Source organism: Pseudomonas sp. NFPP24, assembly GCF_900112095.1.
GTDB lineage: Bacteria > Pseudomonadota > Gammaproteobacteria > Pseudomonadales > Pseudomonadaceae > Aquipseudomonas > Aquipseudomonas extremorientalis.
In genome coordinates this window covers 35,862-55,967 of the sequence record NZ_FOKD01000008.1, presented here as the reverse complement: position 1 = coordinate 55,967, position 20,106 = coordinate 35,862, and the positions used below count along the sequence as shown (strand labels likewise).

The following is a 20,106-nucleotide window of genomic DNA, read 5'->3' as shown; positions in this document are numbered from 1 at the left end:
ATTGCAACTTGTTGGAACTGGGGCTATCAATCATTGCATGAGCCTTCCTGAATCCACTGATACCGCATTGACCGGCTTCCACCCCGCCGTCAGCGCCTGGTTGCGCAGCACGTTCCCCTCGGTGACCGGCGCCCAGGCCCAGGCCTGGCCGCTGATCCGCCAGCGTCAATCGACCCTGATCGCCGCGCCCACCGGCTCCGGCAAGACCCTCACCGCGTTCCTGGCGGTGCTGGACGACCTGGTCCACCAAGGCCTTGCCAACGGCGGTGCGCTGCCGGATGAGACGCTGGTGGTCTACGTGTCGCCGCTCAAGGCGCTGTCCAATGATATACAGATCAACCTGCAAAACCCGCTGGCCGGGATCACCGAGCACCTGCAGCGCCTGGGTCTGCCGCCGCTGATCATCCGCACCGCCGTGCGCACGGGCGACACCCCACAAAAAGACCGCGTCCAGATGCGCAAGCGCCCGCCGCATATCCTGGTGACCACCCCGGAATCGCTCTACGTGCTGCTGGGCTCGGACTCCGGTCGCCAGATGCTCGCCAGCACACGCACGGTGATCGTCGATGAAATCCACGCCATCGCCGTCGGCAAACGTGGCAGCCATCTCGCCCTGAGCCTGGAGCGCCTGCAAGGCTTGTGCGCCGAGCCGCTGATGCGCATTGGCTTGTCGGCCACGCAAAAGCCCATCGACGCGGTGTCGCGGTTCCTGGTGGGCACTGGCCGGGACTGCGCGATTGTGGATATCGGCCACGCCCGCCCGCGCGATCTGGATATCGAGGTGCCGCCCGTGCCGCTCTCGGCGGTGATGGCCAATGACGTGTGGGAGTTGGTCTACGACCGCCTCGCCGAACTGGCGCGCGAGCACCGCACCACTCTGGTGTTCGTCAACACCCGACGCCTGGCCGAACGCTTGGCCCGGCACTTGAGCGAGCGCCTGGGCAAAACTGCGGTGGCTGCCCACCACGGCAGCCTGGCCAAGGAGATGCGCCTGGATGCCGAGCAGCGTCTCAAGGGCGGCGAGCTGCAAGTGCTGATCGCCACAGCATCCCTGGAGCTGGGGATTGATATCGGCGATGTGGACCTGGTATGCCAGATCGGTTCGCCGGGTTCCATCAACGGTTTTCTGCAACGGGTCGGCCGCTCCGGTCACCAGGTTGGCGGCACACCCAAAGGGCGCCTGTTCGCCACCACCCGCGACGATCTGATCGAATGCGCCGCCCTGCTCGACTGCGTGCGTCGAGGCGAACTGGACACCCTGCACATACCGGTGGCGCCACTGGACGTGCTGGCCCAACAAATCATCGCCGAAGTCAGCGCCCGTGAATGGTCGGAGCAAGGCTTGCTGGAGATGATCCATCGCGCCGCGCCCTACGCCGAACTCGACGAACGTCATTACCAGGCACTGTTGCAGATGCTCTGCGACGGCTACAACGGTCGCCAGGGCATGCGCAGCGCCTACCTGCACCGCGACGCCCTGACCCGCACCTTGCGTGGTCGGCGCGGCGCCAAGCTGACCGCCGTGACCAGCGGCGGCACCATCCCCGACAACGCCGACTACAGCGTGTTGCTCGAACCCCAGAGCCTGAACATCGGCAGCGTCAACGAAGACTTCGCGGTGGAAAGCATCGCCGGGGATATCTTCCAGCTTGGCAATTCCTCCTATCGGATCTTGCGGGTCGAAGCCGGCAAAGTGCGGGTCGAGGACGCCCATGGTCAACCGCCGACCATCCCCTTCTGGCTAGGCGAAGCGCCTGGGCGCAGTCACGAGCTGTCGGCGGCGGTGGCGCGTTTGCAAGGTCAACTGGACACGCTGCTCGGCGCCACACCCGGCGACCTGCAAGCCGCACAGGCCTGGCTGACCGGCGAACTCGGCCTGAACCGCGCCAGCGCCGAACAGCTCCTCGACTACCTCGCCCGCGCACGCCTGGCCCTGAGTGCATTGCCGTCCCAGGACACGCTGATCATGGAGCGGTTTTTCGACGCGTCCGGCGGCACCCAATTAATCATCCACACGCCGTTCGGCAGCCGCGTCAACCGTGCCTGGGGCCTGGCCCTGCGCAAGCGGTTTTGCCGCACGTTCAACTTCGAGTTGCAGGCGGCGGCCAGCGAAAATGCGATCGTGCTGTCACTGTCCACCAGCCACAGCTTCGAGCTGGATGAGGTGTGGCGCTACCTCAACAGCCAAAGCGCCGAACATATCCTGATCCAGGCCGTGCTGGATGCGCCGCTGTTCGGCGTGCGCTGGCGCTGGAATGCCGGTGTGGCCTTGGCGTTGCCGCGGTATACCGGTGGGCGCAAGGTCGCGCCGCAGATCCAGCGCATGAAAAGCGAAGACCTGATCGCCAGCGTGTTCCCGGACCAGATTGCCTGCCTGGAAAACCTCGCCGGTGAGCGCGACGTGCCCGAGCACCCGTTAGTGGAACAAACCCTCGACGACTGCCTGCATGAAGCCATGGACTGCGACGCCTGGCTGGCCCTGCTGCGGCGCATGGAGCGCGGCGACGTGCGCCTGATCAGCCGCGACCTGCCGGCACCCTCGCCCATGGCGGCGGAGATTCTCAGCGCCCGTCCGTACACTTTTCTCGACGATGCGCCGCTGGAGGAACGCCGCACCCAGGCCGTGCTCACACGACGCTGGAGCGACCCGCAAAGCACCGACGACCTCGGTGCGCTGGACGCCGATGCCATCGCCGCCGTGCGCGAAGAAGCCTGGCCGGCGCCCAACGGGCCGGATGAAATGCATGAGGCGCTGATGAGCCTGGCGTGTATCGCCGCCAACGAAGTCACGCCGCAATGGGCGCAATGGTTGCATGCCCTGGCCAAGGCTGGCCGCGCCTATCAGTTGCACACTCACTTACACACCAACCTGTGGGTCGCCGTTGAGCGCCTGGGTTGCCTGCAGGCGATCTATCCGAGCAACTTGCCGTTGCTGCCCGGCTTCGATGAGTCGTGGACCTACGAGGATGCCGTGACGGAAGTGTTGCGCGCGCGCCTCGGTGGGTTCGGCCCGGTGAGCCTGATCGAGATCGCCGCGCCCCTGGCGTTGTCGGTCATGCAGGTCACTCAAGCACTGGCCCGCCTGGAACAGGAAGGCTACGTGTTACGCGGCTATTTCAGCCCCGAGGCCACACAAGAGCAGTGGTGCGAACGCCACCTGCTGGCGCGCATTCATCGCTACACGGTCAAGCGCCTGCGCCGGGAAATCGAACCGGTGGCATTACAGGATTTCATGCGTTTTCTGTTCGACTGGCAGCACCTGTCCGGCGGCACCCGTGGCCAGGGCAGCGCGATGCTGCCGCAAATCGTCGGGCAGTTTGAAGGCTATGCCGCCGCCACGTCCGCCTGGGACAACGACCTGCTCAGCGCACGCCTCAAGGATTATTCATCCACATGGCTCGACGAACTCTGCCGCAGCGGCAAACTGGTGTGGCTGCGCTTGAGCAACAAGGCCAGCGCCATGGCCTTGCGCAGCACGCCGGTGGTGTTGCTGCCCCGTAGCCAAGTAGGGTTATGGAGCGGATTGACCGAAGTTACCGATGTCACCACCCTGTCGCCCAAGGCGCAGAAAGTGCATCAGGCCCTGTGTGATCACGGCGCGCTGTTTTTTGATGAGCTGTCCCACGAAGCCCATCTGTTGCGCAGCGAGCTGGAAACCACGTTGCAGGAGTTGGTCGGCGCAGGGCTGGTGAACGCCGACAGCTTCGCCGGCCTGCGCGCCCTGACCACCCCCGCCAGCAAACGCCAGGCGCGCAGCAGCCGGCGCGGGCGCGGTGCGTTTGTCGGCGGCATGGACGATGCCGGGCGCTGGGCCTTGGTGCGACGTTCATCAACGGCTGCCGGGCCCCATTCAGCCGAGGCACTTGAGCATGTCGCCATGACCCTGCTGCGCCGCTATGGCGTGGTGTTCTGGCGCTTGCTGGAGCGTGAGGCAGATTGGCTACCGAGTTGGCGCGAGCTGCTGCGCACGTTTCACCGGCTGGAAGCACGCGGGGAAATTCGCGGCGGGCGGTTTGTCAGTGGTTTGGCAGGTGAGCAGTTTGCGCTGCCGGAGGCGATCCCGCTGCTGCGTGAAGTACGGCGGCGGCCCCATGACGGGAGTTTGATCGCAGTGTGTGGGGCCGATCCGCTGAACCTGGTCGGTACACTGTTGCCCGGCAACAAGGTGCCGGCAGTGAGCGGTAATCGGATTGTGTACCGGGATGGGTTGCCGGCGGCGGTAATGGTCGGCGGCACGCAACAAATGTTGCTGGAACTGAGTCCACCCGAGACCACGCTGTTGCAAGAAAAACTGATCAAACGATGAACCTGTTGTGGTGAGCAGGCTTGTCCCGCGTTGGCCAAGCCCGCTTACCATATGGGTCACTGCGTTCGCGGTTGCTCGGTCAGCACCACCGAAGCGGGCACGTCTTCATCCGGCTCATCCACCTGCGGCGTACGCTTGGGCAGCAACACCTGCTGTGGATAAGTCTGCGCGAAGTGCACCTGATCACAGTTATCCACAAGCTTTTTCAGGCGCTGGTTGAACGCGCGGCTCACCGCATATTGCCCACCCGACACCGTGCGGAACTGTGCCGTGAGTACCACGCCGTTGAGGTCCATCTTGTCCACGCCAAACACCTCCAGCGGGCCTTGCAGGTTGTACTTGAGGAACACATCATCGCGGATCGACTGGCCCGCCTCGCGGATCAGTTCCACCGCCTTGTCCACATCCGTGTCGTAGGTGAACTGTACCGAAAAGAACGCATAGGCAAATTGCCGCGACTGGTTGGTGACCGCCTTGATCTGCCCGAACGGCACCGAATGCACAAAGCCCTTGCCGTCGCGCAGGCGCAGGGTGCGGATGGTCAGGCCTTCGACAGTGCCGGCGTGACCGGAGTCGAGTACCACCCAGTCGCCGATGGACAGCGTGTCTTCGATAATGATGAATAGGCCGGTGATCACATCCTGCACCAGTTGTTGCGAACCAAAACCAATGGCCAGGCCGACCACCCCGGCACCGGCCAGCAGCGGCGCGACGTTGATCCCGAGGTTGGCCATGGTGGTGATCGCGCAGATCACTACCAGAACGATCTTCACCGCATTACGCAGCAGCGGCAGGATGGTTTTCACCCGCGTGCTCGGTTGGCGACTGGAGCGCTTGTTGACCGGTGGTTTCAAGGCTTCCTGGATCGCCGTGTCGAGTACCACCCAGAACAGCCAGGTCATCAGCAGGATCAGGCCGATGCTGCTCAGCGAATCGCTGATCGCGCGGCCCACCGAGTTGCGCTGGGCGAACTCGAACAGGGACACGCCCCAGATCCGCCCGAGGATTTCAATAAAAGCAATGGCCATGGCGATGCGCAGGATCGCGTGCAACAGGCTGAGAAAACGTTCCTTGTAGGCGCTGCTGCGCTGGATCGCCACCTGGCTGCGGGATTTGAACAGGTGTTGCAACACGGTGCTGAGGAATACCGTGCCGATCAGCAGGATCGTGGTGAACAACGCGCAACGCAGGGCCTTCTGATTATCGTCGCCGGCACCGATCAAGTTGATTGCCGAGACCAGTACCATCAACAGGATCGGCCAGTACCACAACCCGGAAAACACCCGCAGAGATTGCTGGAGCGCCGGATGTTTCATGCGCTGCGCCAACGGCCGGTTGCGGATCAGGTGGGCGACCGGACGGCGCAGGCGAACCACTAATACGCCAAAGATTACTGTCGCAAGCAGGCCGGTGAATACCGCAATGCTGCTGGTGATATTGCCGCCCAGTTGGCGTGCGATCTGCGGACTGGTCAAGGCGTCGCTGAGGGCGGCGAGAAAGCCGATGAGGAACAGCGGCTTGGGGCAGTAGCCGCGAATGATCTGCACCGCCGGGCGCTTGTGGCCGACATTGAACATGACGATCACACACAGCAGCATTGACGTGGAGAAGATGCCACTGCTGGTGGCATAGGCAAAACACAGCGCCAGCGCCCGCCCCACGGAGGTGGGCAGAAAATGGCTGACATACAAGGTCAGGGGCAGGCATATCAGCGCCGGGATCGTGTAAGGCACCACATAGCCCAGCACCGCTAGGAGGCGTTTGCGCCGTTCGAAAAACGTGCGTTGCCCCAGTCGTCTCACTATCACGCGCCCCAGTAACGTCAGCAGCGTAAAGGCGCCGATCCACACACCGGACAGCAACAGGAAGTCCCCGGCCACGCTCCACGGGGAACGCTCAGCGGTCTGGTTGACCAGGCGACCGACTTCGTTGGCAGCCCGGTCGGCCCGCAGGCGCCATTCGTCAATGAAGTTCTGGTTGAGGTCCAGCTTTTGCTGCACATCATCAATGCTGGAACTGATCGCACCGAGAAGGCCGCCTTCCACCAGCAACTCTGGCTTGGCCGGCGCTTCAGGTTCCGGCGCGGTGGCCGCCGCTTGCAGCGCACCGCTGCCGCAAAACAGCAGCGCGCCGAGCAGTAATGCAGTCTTGAGATTCAGCAAAACACCGAGCTCCTTCAGAAGGGTCTGTAAGGAACTGACGGGTTTGCGCGTTGATCGTTCCCCTTCAGCGGCATCTTTATGCCGTCTGTAGGACGCTGGAAACTTTCCGTCAAAAATCACAGTCAGCCATAAACGAGGGCCAGGCCCCACCACTTTTTCACAGGAGCAACTATGGCTGCGATTCCCGACTGGGTGCCCATCACCCCCAGCGTCGCCATCACTCGCTTCACGGTGTTGACGGTCAATATCCACAAGGGCTTCACCGCACTGAATCGACGCTTCATCCTGCCCGAATTGCGTGAAGCCGTGCGCAGCGTGGGCGCCGACATGGTGTTCCTGCAGGAAATCCACGGCACCCACGAGCGCCACCCCCAGCGCTTCAGTGACTGGCCGAACATGCCGCAGTACGAGTTCCTCGCCGACAGTATCTGGCCGCAATTCGCCTACGGGCGCAACGCGGTCTATCCCCATGGCGACCACGGTAATGCGTTGCTGTCGAAGTTCCAGATCGTGCGTTACGACAATCTCGATATCTCCCAAAGCGGCCATGAAAACAGGGGCCTGCTGCATTGCGTGCTGCGCTTGCCGGGCACCGGCCAGGAGATCCATGCGATCTGCATCCACCTGGGTTTGCGTGAAGTGCACCGCCAGCAGCAATTACGCTTGATCGAGCAGCGCATCAGCGAAATCCCGGCCGATGCACCGTTAGTGGTGGCCGGTGATTTCAACGATTGGCGCCAGAAGGCCGACCTGAGCAAGGCGGGTTTGAAGGAAGTGTTTATCGAGTCCATGGGCAAACCCGCGCGCACCTTCCCGGCGCGGTTGCCATTGCTGCCGCTGGACCGGATTTATGTACGCAACCTGAAGGTGCATAACCCCAGGGTGCTGACGACGCGGCCATGGTCCCACCTCTCCGACCATGTGCCGCTATCGGTGGAGATCGAGCTATGAACGTGGCCGTGGAACATATCTCCACCGACCAGCCGCCGGACGAAGCCAAGGCCCGCGACCTGGATTATGGCTGGCAGAGTGGCAACCAGATCGAGTTGCTGGAAAATGGCGAGGCGTATTTTCCCAAGGTGTTCGAAGCCCTGCGCGCGGCGCAGCGTGAGATTCTGCTGGAGACCTTCATTCTCTTCGAAGACAAGGTGGGTCATGAGCTGCACGGCATCCTGATCGAGGCCGCGCAGCGTGGAGTGAAAGTGGTGGCAAGCCTGGACGGTTTTGGTTGCGGTGAGCTGACGCCCTCGTTTCTCGGTGAACTGGCGGACGCCGGGGTGACGGTGCAGATGTTTGACCCGGCGTCCAAGACACTGGGCTTTCGCACCAACTGGTTTCGTCGCCTGCACCGCAAGATTGTGGTGGTGGATGCGCAGGTGGCGTTTATTGGCGGGATCAATTTCTCCGCCGATCATTTGGGAGATTTCGGTCCAGAAGCCAAGCAGGATTATGCAGTGCGGATGGTGGGCCCGGCGGTGGCGGACCTGCATCATTTTGCCCTGGCGCAAAGTGGTCGCCAAGTCCGCGCGCGACGTGGCTGGCGGCGGCGCCAGCAGCGGCCTTCGTTGTGGTCCACCGACCAGGGCGATGGCCTGGTGCGGCTGATTTACCGCGACAACGTGCAACATCGCGATGATATTGAAGAGGCGTACATCCACGCACTGAGCAAGGCGCAAAAACGTGCGGTGATTGCCAACGCCTATTTCTTCCCCGGCTACCGCTTGCTGCGGGAAATCCGCAACGCCGCGCGCCGTGGCGTGAGGGTGCAATTGATCATGCAGGGCCAGCCCGATGTGCTGCTGGCCAAGTTGGCGGCGCGGATGCTCTACGACTATCTGCTCAAGGACGGGGTGGTGATCCACGAATATTGCCAGCGCCCCCTGCACGGCAAAGTCGCGTTGGTGGATGAAGAATGGAGCACCGTTGGGTCGAGCAACCTGGACCCGTTGAGCCTGTCGCTGAACCTGGAAGCCAACGTGTTGATACGCGACCGAGCCTTCAACCAGCACTTGTACGAACGCCTGGAAACACTCGCCAACAATCATTGCCAGACCATGCCGGAAAACCGCAAACCGCGCTTGTGGCTGTGGCGATTGACCGTGGGCTTTCTGGTATTTCATGTGATGCGTCACTTCCCAGCGTTGACGGGATGGCTGCCGGCGCACAAGCCACGATTGAAACCCATCGAGAGCCAGGCCAATGACCGCTGAATCCCGGTTCAAACGCTGGAAGAAACCGCTGACTATCGCCTTTTTCCTGGTGCTGATCGTGCTGTTCACTCTGCTGGCGCGGCGTATCGACTGGAGCGAAGTGCTGCAGACCCTGGGTGATTTCAAGGTGCGCACTCTGGTGATCGCGGGGGCACTGACGTTGTGCAGCTTTCTGGTGTACGCCAGCTTCGACTTGATCGGCCGCACCTACATCCGCCAGAACCTGGTGTGGAAGCAGATCCTGCCGGTGGGCATCATCAGCTACGCCTTCAACCTCAACTTGAGCGCGTGGGTGGGCGGCATCGCCATGCGTTATCGCCTGTATTCGCGCCTGGGGGTGAGCACCGGCAATATCGCCAAGATTCTCGGCCTGAGCCTGGCCACCAATTGGTTTGGCTACATGGCGATTGCCGGGGTGGTGTTCAGCAGCGGCCTGGTGACCATGCCGCCGGGGTGGAAGGTCAGCACCACGGCATTGCAGGGCATTGGCGCGTTGTTGGTACTGGCCAGCCTCGGCTATCTGGTGGCCTGCCAGTTTTCGAAGAAGCGCGCGTGGACGATTCGCGGCATGGAAATCAACCTGCCGTCAGTGCGCATGGCGTGCCTGCAGTTGCTGCTCGGCGCGTTGAACTGGTCGCTGATGGCGGCGGTGATTTTCACCCTGCTGCCGGCCAAGCTGGACTATCCACTGGTGTTGGGCGTGTTGCTGATCAGCGCGATTGCCGGGGTGCTCACCCATATTCCCGCCGGGCTGGGCGTGCTGGAGGCGGTGTTTATTGCACTGCTGCAGCATGAGGCGTCGCGGGGCAGCCTGCTCGCCGGATTGATCGCGTATCGGGCGATTTACTTCATCTTGCCGCTGCTGATCGCGCTGGTGATGTACCTCGGTGTGGAGGCCAAGGCCAAGGCGTTGCGGGTGAAGAAAACACCCGCCTGAACCCTTACTGGGACTGGATGATGCTCAACCGTTCGCCCACCACCATTTCGGTGATCCAATCCACCAGGATTGAGGTGTACGCCTGTTGGGACACCGGATCGCTGAGGGAATGGTCGGCGCCATCGATGATGCGATGGGTCAGGGAATGGGTCTGCTGGCACGCCGCACGGTAGCTCATGATGGTCGCGTGGGGCACGTGGTCATCGGTTTCCGATTCGACGATCAATACATCCCCGGTAAATGCCGAACACGCATGCAAGGCGCGATTGGTTTCGGCGTGGACCAAGGTGCTGCGGTAATCCATCAGGTCGGCCTTATCCAGGTCACGCTTGGGCTTGAGCCATTCCTGGTCGCGGTACAGCGCCGGCACGCGCAGCGCCAGCCAGCGCACCGGGCGCAGCGAGGTGAGGATCGCCGCGAGGTAGCCGCCGTAACTGGTGCCCACTACCGCCACCGCCGAGGTGTCGATGGCCGGGTGAGCCAGCAGCCGGTCATAGGCCGCCAGCAGGTCGCGCAGATTGTCTTCGCGGGTGACGCGGGACAAAGGAATACCCGTGCCAGCGTGCCCGCGCAGGTCGAAGGTCAGGCATACACATCCCAAGCCGGCGATGCCTTTGGCGCGCTCAAGGTCTCGCTCCTGGCTGCCACCCCAACCGTGCACAAACAACACGCCAGGCACTTTGGATTTGGGGCTCAGGAAGGTGCCGCTCATCTGTTCGTCGTCGATATCGATCGCAATGCTTTCGCTTCTAGCCGTCATAAGATTCAACCGTCACGTACTTGAGAAGGAACTCGCTGTTTTCCGCCGGGCCGCGATACACCTCGATGGCATCAGCCGGCAAGGACTGGTCCACGTAGGTTTCCACGGAGGACACATGGATCGCACGCAGGCCGGGATTGTTGATAAAGCTTTGCAGGGCCGCGACTTCGGCACTGCTGGCCCCGCCCATGCGCCAGGATTGTTCGAGCACGCCGCTACGACGCTGGCCGTTATTGTCGAGGCCCTGGGCGATGTCGTAATTGCGCCGTGATGCGTAGAAGCCGGGATAGGCTTCATCGGCGGCCGCGTCGAAGACTTGGGCTTGCTCGATGGCCTCGCGAACGTCGTCGGGTAATTCGAGTTGCAGCAGGTCTTCGTAGTAACCGGGCACCACCAACAGGTTGGAGCCGCCGTAGACCTCTTCGCCCTGTCCATCTTTCGTCAGGTATTGCTCGCCGCAGTAGCTGAACACGTGATCGCCGATAAAACTCTGGCCGACACTGTAGGTGACCACGTTGTGCAGGTCTTGCTCCAGCACCACGCCCTGGTTGAAGAGTTGTGCGGCATCCGGTCGCGCCAGCACCGCTTCGAATTCATCCAGGCTGTGGATAACTTCCTGGCCTCGGCCCGCGCAGGCGTGCACGGGTTTCAAGCGAATGGGGCCGCTGGACAGCAAGCGTGCAGCGGCAGGCCGCGCGTCCTCCAGCGCAAAGACACTCAAGCCCTCCAGCACGACTTTTCGCACACGTTCGCCAAACAACCCCGACCACCCTTCGGGCGCTTTGGCTTCAGGGCTGAGTAAGCCATGACTGATGGCCTTGGTGCAGATGAAGTCGTGGTCGACATAACCGCCCCACAAATCCTCCGGACCTTGGATATTCAGTGCCCGCGCCTGGCCGGGACCGACCAGGGTTTGTGTGGGCAGCAGGTATAACGCCCGCCCCGCGTGTAGATCAGCGTCATAGCTTCCACCGAACTTGAGCCCGAGGATCTGCGCCAGCCAGCGTGCCAAGGCACGATTGGTTTCGACCTCATGCAGCGGCGCGCCCTCACGCGTGGAGTGAGCAACTACCAGCTTCTTGCGTTGAATCGGGGTCATGCGTCCCCCTTGGCCATCCCGCCATGTGTGTACGCAGAAGGTTGCAGGGATCAGGCCAAGGCTCTTCCATGGAGGATGCTTTTCAAATCAAGCCGTTACGGAAAAACCGATGGCAGTTGGCCTGTTTTATTCTGCACGACGCCGCGTTAACGCAGCGGCGTTCTGCACGATTCACACGCCAAAACGGCTGCGGTAATCGCTGGGCGCAAGGCCGGTGATTTTCTTGAAGATGGCGCGAAAGGCGCTGGGGTCCTGGTAGCCCACGGTCCACGCGATATGGTCGATGGTGCCGTTGGTGAATTCCAGCATCTGCCGCGCCTTGCCCACACGCAGGTGCTGGCAGTATTCGGTGGGTTTCAAACCGGTGGCGCTGCGAAAACGCCGCAGGAAAGTCCGCTCCTCCAAACCGGCTTCCCGGGCCATTGCCGCCAGGGAAACATCCACCGCACCGCTGGCCTGCAACCAGTGCTGAACCTTGAGGATGGCTGTGTCACCGTGGCCAAGAATCGGCGCGAAGTTGCTGCCGCACTGGCTGGCGCTGTCACTGTGCTCGATCACCAGGAAACGCGCGGTATCGGCCGCGATGCTTGGGCCCATCAGACGGTCGACCAGGCGCAGGCCGAGTTCGGACCAGGCCATCAAGCCGGCGGTGGTGATCAGGTCGCCATCATCGACGATCGGCTTGTCGGCCTCCAGGCGCACCGCCGGGTAGCGGCTGGCGAAGGATTTGGCGGAGGACCAATGGGTGGTGGCGCTGCGCCCGTCGAGCAACCCACTGCGCGCCAACATGATCGAGCCAATGCACACACCGCCCAGTACCGTGCCTGCCGCATGTTGCTGGCGAATCCATTCCAGCAGCGCCGGGTGTGCCTGGTCTTCTGTAAACTCGCCGATCGATGGCGGCACCAGCACCGCCATCATCGGTTGCTCGGGACCGGGATAGCTGCTGAAAACACGCACCGGTGTGCCAGCGCTATCCACCTGCCAATGGCTGACCCGCAGCAATGGCAACTGCGCGGATTGATGCTCGGCGGCGATGCGATTGGCCACGCCAAACAGGTCAGTCAAGCCGTGCACGGCGGCCAGTTGCGCACCCTGGTAGATCAACACGCCCAGCTCAACCACGACCATTGTCAGTTTTCCCCCTGTTATTGTCGGTGCAGCCAATCCCAGGTGTGGGCGCCAGCTAAGATACTGGCCCCATCAACCCATCACGAGGCAACACACATGGCCAAGCAAGCGCTCATCCTAATCGATATCCAGAACGACTACTTCCCCCAGGGCAAGTGGCCACTTGACGGCGTGGACGCCGCAGCGGACAAAGCCGCGCAGGTGCTGCAAGCATTTCGCCAGGCGGGCGATGCGGTGATTCATGTGCGCCATGAGTTCACCTCCGATGACGCACTGTTCTTCACGCCCGGCTCCGAGGGTGCGCACCTGCATGGCAAAGTGTTGAACGAGGGCAACGAGCCGGTGGTGCTCAAGCATTTCGTGAATGCGTTCCGCGAGACCAACCTGCGAGCCCTGTTGGAACAGCGCAGCATCACGGACCTGGTAGTGGTCGGCAGCATGAGCCACATGTGCATCGACGCGGTGGTGCGGGCGGCGGCGGACCTGGGCTACACGGTCACGGTGATTCATGACGCGTGCGCCACGCGGGACCTGGAGTTCAATGGGCAGGTGATTCCGGCGGCGCAGGTGCATGGGGCTTACATGGCGTCGCTGGCGTTTGGGTATGCGAGCGTGGTGTCGGCGGATGAGTATTTGAAGGCGCAAGCGGCGGCATGACCGCCACTTGTCCTTTGGACGTCAGCGGGTCGCGATGATGAACAGGCGCGGAAACGGTAGTAGTACAGTGCCGCCAGCCAGGGCTGGATAGGCACGGGTCATTCGCGCCTGGTATTCCTGCAGGAAAGCGGTTTTTTCGCTGTCGGCCAAAGGCGCGAGGAAGGGCCTCAGCGCCGATGCCTTGAACCACTCCACTACTGCCGCGTGGCTCGCCAACGGATGCTGGTAGGTGGTGCGCCACACATCGACCGTACTGCAATGTTTGCTCAGCAGTTCGTAGTAGTAGCTCGCCGTGTGGCGCTCGTTGTGTTTGACCGCACCGATCTTTGCCGACCATGGACCTTCTGCCGCGACTTCGCGGGCGAGCTGGTGGGCGGGTTCGTCGAGGTTGTCCGGGGTTTGCACCGCCAGCGTACCGCCGGGCGTCAGTTGGCGGACCAGGTGCGGGTACAGCGTGGCGTGGTCCGGCAGCCATTGCAGGGACGCATTGGCCAGGATCACATCGAAGGCGCGCGCAGGGTTCCAGGCACCGATATCCGCCAGTTCGAAGTTCAATGTCGGTAGCCGTTTGCGGGCGTCGACCAGCATGTCATCGGAACTGTCCATACCGGTGATGTGCGCTTGCGGGAAGCGCTCGGCGAGCACCTCAGTCGAGTTACCGGGACCGCAGCCTAAATCGACGGCATTGTGCACTTCAACGTTCGGAATGGCCGCGACCAGGTCACGGACAGGGCGGGTGCGCTGCTGTTCGAACATCGTGTACTGCTTGGCTGACCAGTTCATCACGGCTTTCCTTCTTCTTGAGGATGTCCACAGCCTAAATCTTGTGAGCCATGAGAACAAATGCCAGGATTGATGCGCTCCCATACCTGAAAAGTATCCCTATGCTGGAACTTCGCCAACTCAAGGCCTTTGTGGCCATCGCCGAAGAAGGCTATATCACCCGCGCCGCCGAACGCCTGGGCATGCAGCAACCGCCGTTGACGCGGATGCTGCAAAGCCTTGAGGCCGAACTGGGTGTGGTCTTGATGGAGCGCCTGCCCCGTGGCGTGCGGCCCACGACGGCCGGGCTCGCATTGCTGGACGAAGCACGTGAGATTCTCGCCCAGGCAGACAGGATTGCAGAGGTGGTGCGCCGCGCCGCACGGGGCGAGCGTGGGCGCCTGGCGATCGGGTTTACCAGCTCGGCGGCGCTGCATCCCTTTGTGCCGAGTGTATTACGGCGGTTTCGCGAAACCTTTGTCGGCGTGACGGTGGTGCTGGAGGAAGCCGGGACCGGCGAACTGCTGGACGCGTTGATCCATGAGAAGCTCGATGCAGCATTTATCCGCTCGCCCCTCAGCGCAACCCAGTCGCTGCAAGACGAACCGATCCTGGTGGAGCCCATGTTGCTGGCGTTGCCCACGGATCATCCTCTGGCAATCGATCCGGGATCTCCCCTGCCCTTGTCGGCATTGGCGACCGAGTCCTTCGTGCTCTACCGCCGGCGTGTGGGGCTGGGTTTGTACGACGCAATTCTGGTGGCCTGCCGTGAAGCAGGGTTTAGCCCGCAGGTGGTGCAGGAAGCTCCGCGCATGACCGCGACCCTAAGCCTGGTGGCTGCTGGACTTGGGGTGTCCATCGTGCCGGCGTCGATGCAGCGGTTGCGCGGGGATGGCATCGTTTATCGGGAATTGACGGAGTGCCGCAGCCTGGTGGCGCCGTTGCATTTGGCGACGCGGATCGATGACGGTTCGGCGATGCTGCAGCGGTTCAAGGAGATGGTTGTCACCGCCGCCTCGACTGAAGCTGATCACGGGTGATAAAAAACCCCCGAGGCCTGAGCCAGCGGGGGTTCTGTGTGTTCCGGGTGTTAAACCTCAGAACGGGATATCGTCATCAAAGCTGTCGAAATCCGGAGCCGGTTGCGGCGCGGCCTGTTGTGGCGCTGGACGCGACTCACGCTGTGGCTGCTGGCTTGGCTGCGGGCGCGACTGCTGTGGACGCGGAGCCGAGTTGGACATGCCGCCCTGGCCCTGTTGGTCGCCCTGTGGACGGCCGCCCAGCAGTTGCATGGTGCCTTGCATGTCGACCACGATTTCAGTGGTGTAACGCTTGATGCCGTCTTTTTCCCACTCGCGGGTCTGCAGCTTGCCTTCGATGTAGACCTGCGAACCTTTGCGCAGGTACTCGCCGGCGATCTCTGCGACCTTGCCGAACATCGACACACGGTGCCATTCGGTTTTCTCGACCTTCTGGCCGGTCTGCTTGTCGGTCCACTGTTCGCTGGTCGCCAGACTCAGGTTGGTCACGGCGTTACCGTTAGGCAAGTAGCGAACTTCGGGATCCTGGCCGCACGTACCGACCAATATGACTTTGTTAACCCCACGGGCCATAACGTTCTCCTAGGCTGGGCGCGCTGTCGGCACTGGGTTGACCAGTTGCTCGAGCGTCGCGCGATCCAATAATTCGGTGTCCAATTTGATGTAGATGGCGGCTTCTTCAGCAACAACCACGGCATCGGTAACCCCAGTAACGGCCTTAAGGCGCTCGACCAGACCGGCTTCGCGGATCGCTTCGGGCGATAACGGCAAGCGCAGACTCGTCACATAGGGAGGTTCGCGCATGGTAACAGCAAAGGCCAGCCAGAGGGCAGCCAGACCTGCGCATCCAAGGAACACAACCGACAAACCGCCATGCTGGAACATCCAGCCACCCATGATGCCGCCCAGTGCGGAACCCAGGAACTGGCTGGTGGAATACACCCCCATCGCCGTCCCTTTGCCGCCGGCCGGTGAAACTTTACTGATCAGCGAAGGCAGCGACGCCTCCAGCAGGTTGAACGCGGTGAAGAACACCACCGTGCCGATTACCAGCGCCCGCAGACTGTCGCCGAACTGCCAGAAGAATAGCTCAGTGAGCATCAGCGTCGCGACGGCGCCGAGCAAAACTCGTTTCATTTTGCGTTTCTTTTCGCCGTAGATGATGAAGGGGATCATGGCGAAGAACGAAATCAGCAGCGCAGTAAGGTAGACCCACCAGTGCTGCTCCTTGGGCAGGCCGGCTTTTTCTACCAAGGCCAGAGGCAAGGCGACAAAGCTGCACATCAGCATGGCGTGTAATACGAAGATACCTAAATCCAGGCGCAGCAGGTCCGGGTGCTTGAGCGTCGGCAACAGGGCCTTGCGCGCGACGCCTGACTCACGGTGCTGCAACGTGCCAGTGGAGCGCGGCACCATGAAGGCCACGATCACGATGCCGAACAGTGCCATACCGCCTGTGGCCAGGAACAGCCCGTGCAAACCAAACGCGCGAGTCAGCAAGGGCCCCACCACCATGGCCACGGCAAACGACAGGCCGATGGTCATGCCGATCATGGCCATGGCCTTAGTGCGATGTTGTTCGCGGGTCAGGTCGGACAGCAACGCCATGACCGCAGCGGAAATCGCGCCCGCGCCTTGCAGGATGCGCCCGGCGATCACGCCCCAGATGGAATCGGATTGAGCCGCGAGCACGCTGCCGAGGGCGAACACGATCAGCCCCAGGTAGATCACCGGGCGGCGACCGATACGGTCGGAAATGATCCCGAACGGGATCTGGAAAATCGCCTGGGTCAGGCCATAGGCGCCAATCGCCAGGCCGATCAACGCGGGGGTTGCGCCTGCGAGATCCATTCCATAGGTCGCCAGCACCGGCAACACCATAAACATGCCCAGCATACGGAAGGCGAACACCAGGGCCAGACCGCTTGCCGCTCGGGTCTCGCCGCTACTCATGCGTTCGCTGTGGGGATCGTGCATGGAAAAACCTCGTGTGAACCGGCGGCGATTCTACCAGTCCCATCGATTGAGAGGGTATATGCGGCGCTTTGCCGCGCAGCTTTCATCTAAGGCTGCAAGCGGCCTTTTGACAGTGTATATTCATCCAGTCTTTAGCCGTATACTCCGGCATTATTTACGCCCGCCGTGCGAGGCCATCTTGGACAAGATCCTGATTCGTGGGGCTAGAACCCACAACCTGAAGAACATCGACCTGACCCTGCCCCGGGACAAACTGATCGTCATCACCGGCTTGTCCGGGTCCGGCAAATCGTCGCTGGCGTTCGACACGCTGTATGCCGAAGGCCAGCGCCGCTATGTGGAATCCCTGTCGGCCTATGCCCGGCAGTTCCTGTCGATGATGGAAAAGCCCGACGTCGACACTATTGAAGGCCTGTCGCCGGCCATTTCCATCGAGCAGAAGTCGACCTCCCATAACCCGCGTTCCACCGTGGGCACCATTACCGAAATCTACGATTACCTGCGCCTGCTGTATGCACGCGTGGGTATTCCGCGTTGCCCGGACCACGACATTCCCCTGGAAGCCCAGACCGTCAGCCAGATGGTCGACCTGGTGCTGGCCCAGCCGGAAGGTGCCAAGCTGATGCTGCTGGCACCGGTGATCCGTGAGCGCAAGGGCGAACATCTTTCCGTTTTCGAAGAGCTGCGTGCGCAAGGTTTTGTGCGTGCGCGGATCAACGGCAAGCTGTATGAACTGGACGAAGCGCCGAAGCTCGACAAGCAGAAGAAGCATTCGATCGATGTCGTGGTCGACCGCTTCAAGGTGCGCGCCGACCTGCAGCAGCGCCTGGCGGAATCCTTCGAAACCGCATTGAAACTGGCCGACGGTATTGCACTGGTGGCGCCGATGGACGACGAGCCAGGCGAAGAGATCATCTTCTCCGCCCGGTTTGCCTGCCCGATCTGCGGCCACGCCATCAGCGAGCTGGAACCCAAGCTGTTTTCCTTCAACAACCCGGCCGGCGCCTGCCCGACTTGTGATGGCCTGGGCGTGAAGCAGTTCTTCGACATCAAGCGCCTGGTCAACGGTGACCTGACGCTGGCGGAGGGGGCCATTCGCGGCTGGGATAGGCGCAACGTCTATTACTTCCAGATGCTGGGGTCGTTGGCGTCGCACTATAAATTCAGCCTGGAAGTGCCTTTCAACCAACTGCCGGCGGACCAGCAGAAGGTCATCCTGCATGGTAGCGGCTCGCAGAACGTCGACTTCAAGTACCTGAACGACCGTGGCGATATCGTCAAGCGCTCCCACCCATTCGAAGGCATTGTGCCGAACCTTGAGCGTCGCTACCGCGAGACTGAATCGGCCAGCGTGCGCGAAGAGCTGGCGAAATTCCTCAGCACCCAGCCTTGCCCGGATTGCCGCGGCACGCGCCTGCGTCGTGAGGCGCGGCATGTATGGGTGGGCGAAAAGACCTTGCCGGCGGTGACCAGCCTGCCGATCGGTGATGCCTGCGAATACTTTGGCGTGCTCAAACTGACCGGTCGCCGTGGGGAGATCGCCGACAAGATCCTCAAGGAGATTCGCGAGCGGCTGCAGTTCCTGGTCAACGTAGGCCTGGATTACCTGTCGCTGGATCGCAGCGCCGATACCTTGTCCGGCGGCGAAGCCCAACGGATTCGCCTGGCCAGCCAGATTGGTGCCGGCCTCGTGGGTGTGCTGTACATCCTTGATGAGCCGTCGATTGGTTTGCACCAACGTGACAACGATCGCCTGCTGGGTACGTTGAAACACCTGCGGGATATCGGTAACACGGTGATCGTGGTCGAACACGATGAAGACGCGATTCGCCTGGCGGATTACGTGGTCGACATCGGCCCGGGCGCGGGTGTGCATGGTGGGCACATTGTCGCCGAGGGCACGCCTGCCGAAGTCATGGCGCACCCGGACTCGCTGACCGGCAAGTACCTGTCCGGCCGCGTGAAGATCGAAGTACCCGCCAAACGTACGCCACGCAACAAAAAGCTGGCGCTGCACCTCAAGGGCGCGCGTGGCAACAACCTGCGCAATGTCGACCTGGAAATTCCACTGGGCCTGCTGACCTGCGTGACCGGTGTTTCCGGCTCGGGGAAGTCGACCCTGATCAACAATACGCTGTTCCCGTTGAGTGCCACCGCCCTGAATGGCGCGACCACCCTGGAAGCGGCGGCCCATGACAGCATCAAGGGCCTGGAACACCTGGATAAGGTGGTCGATATCGACCAAAGCCCGATTGGCCGTACACCACGCTCCAACCCGGCGACCTACACCGGACTGTTCACACCGATTCGTGAGCTGTTTGCGGGTGTTCCGGAATCACGCTCAAGGGGCTACGGACCGGGCCGGTTCTCGTTCAACGTCAAGGGCGGCCGCTGTGAAGCGTGCCAGGGCGATGGCTTGATCAAGGTGGAGATGCACTTCCTCCCGGACATCTACGTACCGTGCGATGTGTGCAAGAGCAAGCGCTATAACCGCGAGACGCTGGAGATCAAATACAAAGGCAAGAGCATCCATGAAACCCTCGAGATGACCATCGAGGAAGCGCGCGAGTTCTTTGACGCGGTTCCGGCGCTGGCGCGCAAGCTACAGACCCTGATGGATGTAGGCCTTTCATATATCAAGCTGGGGCAGTCAGCTACGACGCTGTCTGGTGGTGAAGCACAACGGGTGAAGTTGTCTCGTGAGCTGTCCAAGCGCGACACCGGCAAGACCTTGTATATCCTTGATGAGCCGACCACCGGCCTGCACTTCGCGGATATCCAGCAACTGTTGGACGTGCTGCACCGCCTTCGCGACCACGGCAATACCGTGGTGGTGATCGAGCACAACCTTGATGTGATCAAGACGGCCGACTGGCTGGTAGACCTGGGGCCGGAAGGTGGTTCCAAGGGCGGTCAGATTATCGCCGTAGGTACGCCGGAGCAGGTTTCCGAAATGCCGCAGTCACACACTGGTTACTACTTGAAACCACTGTTGGAACGCGACCGGGCCTGACTTTTTCAGGCCCAATGAAAAGCCCCTGTCACTTTGCAGTGACAGGGGCTTT

At 61.9% G+C, this 20,106-nt stretch carries 14 protein-coding genes; 7 read left to right on the top strand and 7 right to left on the bottom strand.

Annotated elements, in window-relative coordinates; genetic code table 11:
• Window positions 1-37: 37 nt before the first annotated feature.
• Complete coding sequence (locus tag BM026_RS18230) at window positions 38-4,306, top strand: DEAD/DEAH box helicase (protein ID WP_093529622.1); 4,269 nt, start codon at window positions 38-40, stop codon at window positions 4,304-4,306.
• A 56-nt stretch (window positions 4,307-4,362) separates the two neighbouring features.
• Here the strand turns inward: BM026_RS18230 and BM026_RS18225 are convergent, their stop codons facing one another.
• On the bottom strand, window positions 4,363-6,468 hold the full coding sequence (locus tag BM026_RS18225) for a mechanosensitive ion channel family protein (protein WP_092250541.1): 2,106 nt from the start codon (window positions 6,466-6,468) through the stop codon (window positions 4,363-4,365).
• Window positions 6,469-6,639: 171 nt separating this feature from the next.
• On the opposite strand from BM026_RS18225, the gene BM026_RS18220 reads away from it, so the two are divergent.
• From BM026_RS18220 to BM026_RS18210, 3 genes are read left to right on the top strand one after another with little or no spacing between them, the layout of a single operon-like run.
• Window positions 6,640-7,419, top strand: a complete 780-nt coding sequence (locus tag BM026_RS18220; protein WP_071489845.1) for an endonuclease/exonuclease/phosphatase family protein — start codon at window positions 6,640-6,642, stop codon at window positions 7,417-7,419.
• A complete protein-coding gene (clsB, locus tag BM026_RS18215) occupies window positions 7,416-8,678 on the top strand; it encodes a cardiolipin synthase ClsB (RefSeq protein ID WP_093529620.1) in 1,263 nt (420 codons plus the stop codon). Before BM026_RS18220 ends, clsB begins: the two co-directional genes overlap by 4 nt.
• Entirely contained in the window at window positions 8,668-9,615 is a 948-nt protein-coding gene (locus BM026_RS18210) for a lysylphosphatidylglycerol synthase domain-containing protein (RefSeq protein ID WP_071489843.1), read from the top strand. Before clsB ends, BM026_RS18210 begins: the two co-directional genes overlap by 11 nt.
• Window positions 9,616-9,619: 4 nt before the next feature.
• Here BM026_RS18210 and BM026_RS18205 read toward each other — a convergent pair whose 3' ends face one another.
• From BM026_RS18205 to BM026_RS18195, 3 genes are all read right to left on the bottom strand, one after another.
• On the bottom strand, window positions 9,620-10,375 hold the full coding sequence (locus tag BM026_RS18205; RefSeq protein ID WP_092250535.1) for an alpha/beta hydrolase family protein: 756 nt from the start codon (window positions 10,373-10,375) through the stop codon (window positions 9,620-9,622).
• Entirely contained in the window at window positions 10,365-11,474 is a 1,110-nt protein-coding gene (locus BM026_RS18200) for a DUF3182 family protein (protein ID WP_093529618.1), read from the bottom strand. Before BM026_RS18200 ends, BM026_RS18205 begins: the two co-directional genes overlap by 11 nt.
• Before the next feature lie 171 nt (window positions 11,475-11,645).
• On the bottom strand, window positions 11,646-12,605 hold the full coding sequence (locus BM026_RS18195; RefSeq protein WP_093125549.1) for a GlxA family transcriptional regulator: 960 nt from the start codon (window positions 12,603-12,605) through the stop codon (window positions 11,646-11,648).
• 96 nt (window positions 12,606-12,701) lie between these two features.
• Here BM026_RS18195 and BM026_RS18190 point away from each other — a divergent pair, with 96 nt between their 5' ends.
• Window positions 12,702-13,262, top strand: coding sequence for a cysteine hydrolase family protein (locus BM026_RS18190; RefSeq protein ID WP_093529616.1), 561 nt, complete (start codon window positions 12,702-12,704; stop codon window positions 13,260-13,262).
• A gap of 21 nt (window positions 13,263-13,283) precedes the next feature.
• Here the strand turns inward: BM026_RS18190 and tam are convergent, their stop codons facing one another.
• A complete protein-coding gene (tam, locus tag BM026_RS18185; protein ID WP_093529615.1) occupies window positions 13,284-14,045 on the bottom strand; it encodes a trans-aconitate 2-methyltransferase in 762 nt (253 codons plus the stop codon).
• A gap of 101 nt (window positions 14,046-14,146) precedes the next feature.
• Between tam and BM026_RS18180 the strand changes: the two genes are divergently transcribed.
• Entirely contained in the window at window positions 14,147-15,064 is a 918-nt protein-coding gene (locus tag BM026_RS18180) for a LysR family transcriptional regulator (protein ID WP_175507955.1), read from the top strand.
• A gap of 57 nt (window positions 15,065-15,121) precedes the next feature.
• Here BM026_RS18180 and BM026_RS18175 read toward each other — a convergent pair whose 3' ends face one another.
• Entirely contained in the window at window positions 15,122-15,637 is a 516-nt protein-coding gene (locus BM026_RS18175) for a single-stranded DNA-binding protein (protein WP_003232445.1), read from the bottom strand.
• 9 nt (window positions 15,638-15,646) lie between these two features.
• Entirely contained in the window at window positions 15,647-17,041 is a 1,395-nt protein-coding gene (locus BM026_RS18170; protein WP_071489835.1) for an MFS transporter, read from the bottom strand.
• A 178-nt stretch (window positions 17,042-17,219) separates the two neighbouring features.
• On the opposite strand from BM026_RS18170, the gene uvrA reads away from it, so the two are divergent.
• Window positions 17,220-20,054 (top strand): excinuclease ABC subunit UvrA, encoded by a 2,835-nt coding sequence (uvrA, locus tag BM026_RS18165; protein ID WP_071489834.1) that lies wholly within the window; start codon window positions 17,220-17,222, stop codon window positions 20,052-20,054.
• The last annotated feature ends 52 nt before the right edge of the window (window positions 20,055-20,106 follow it).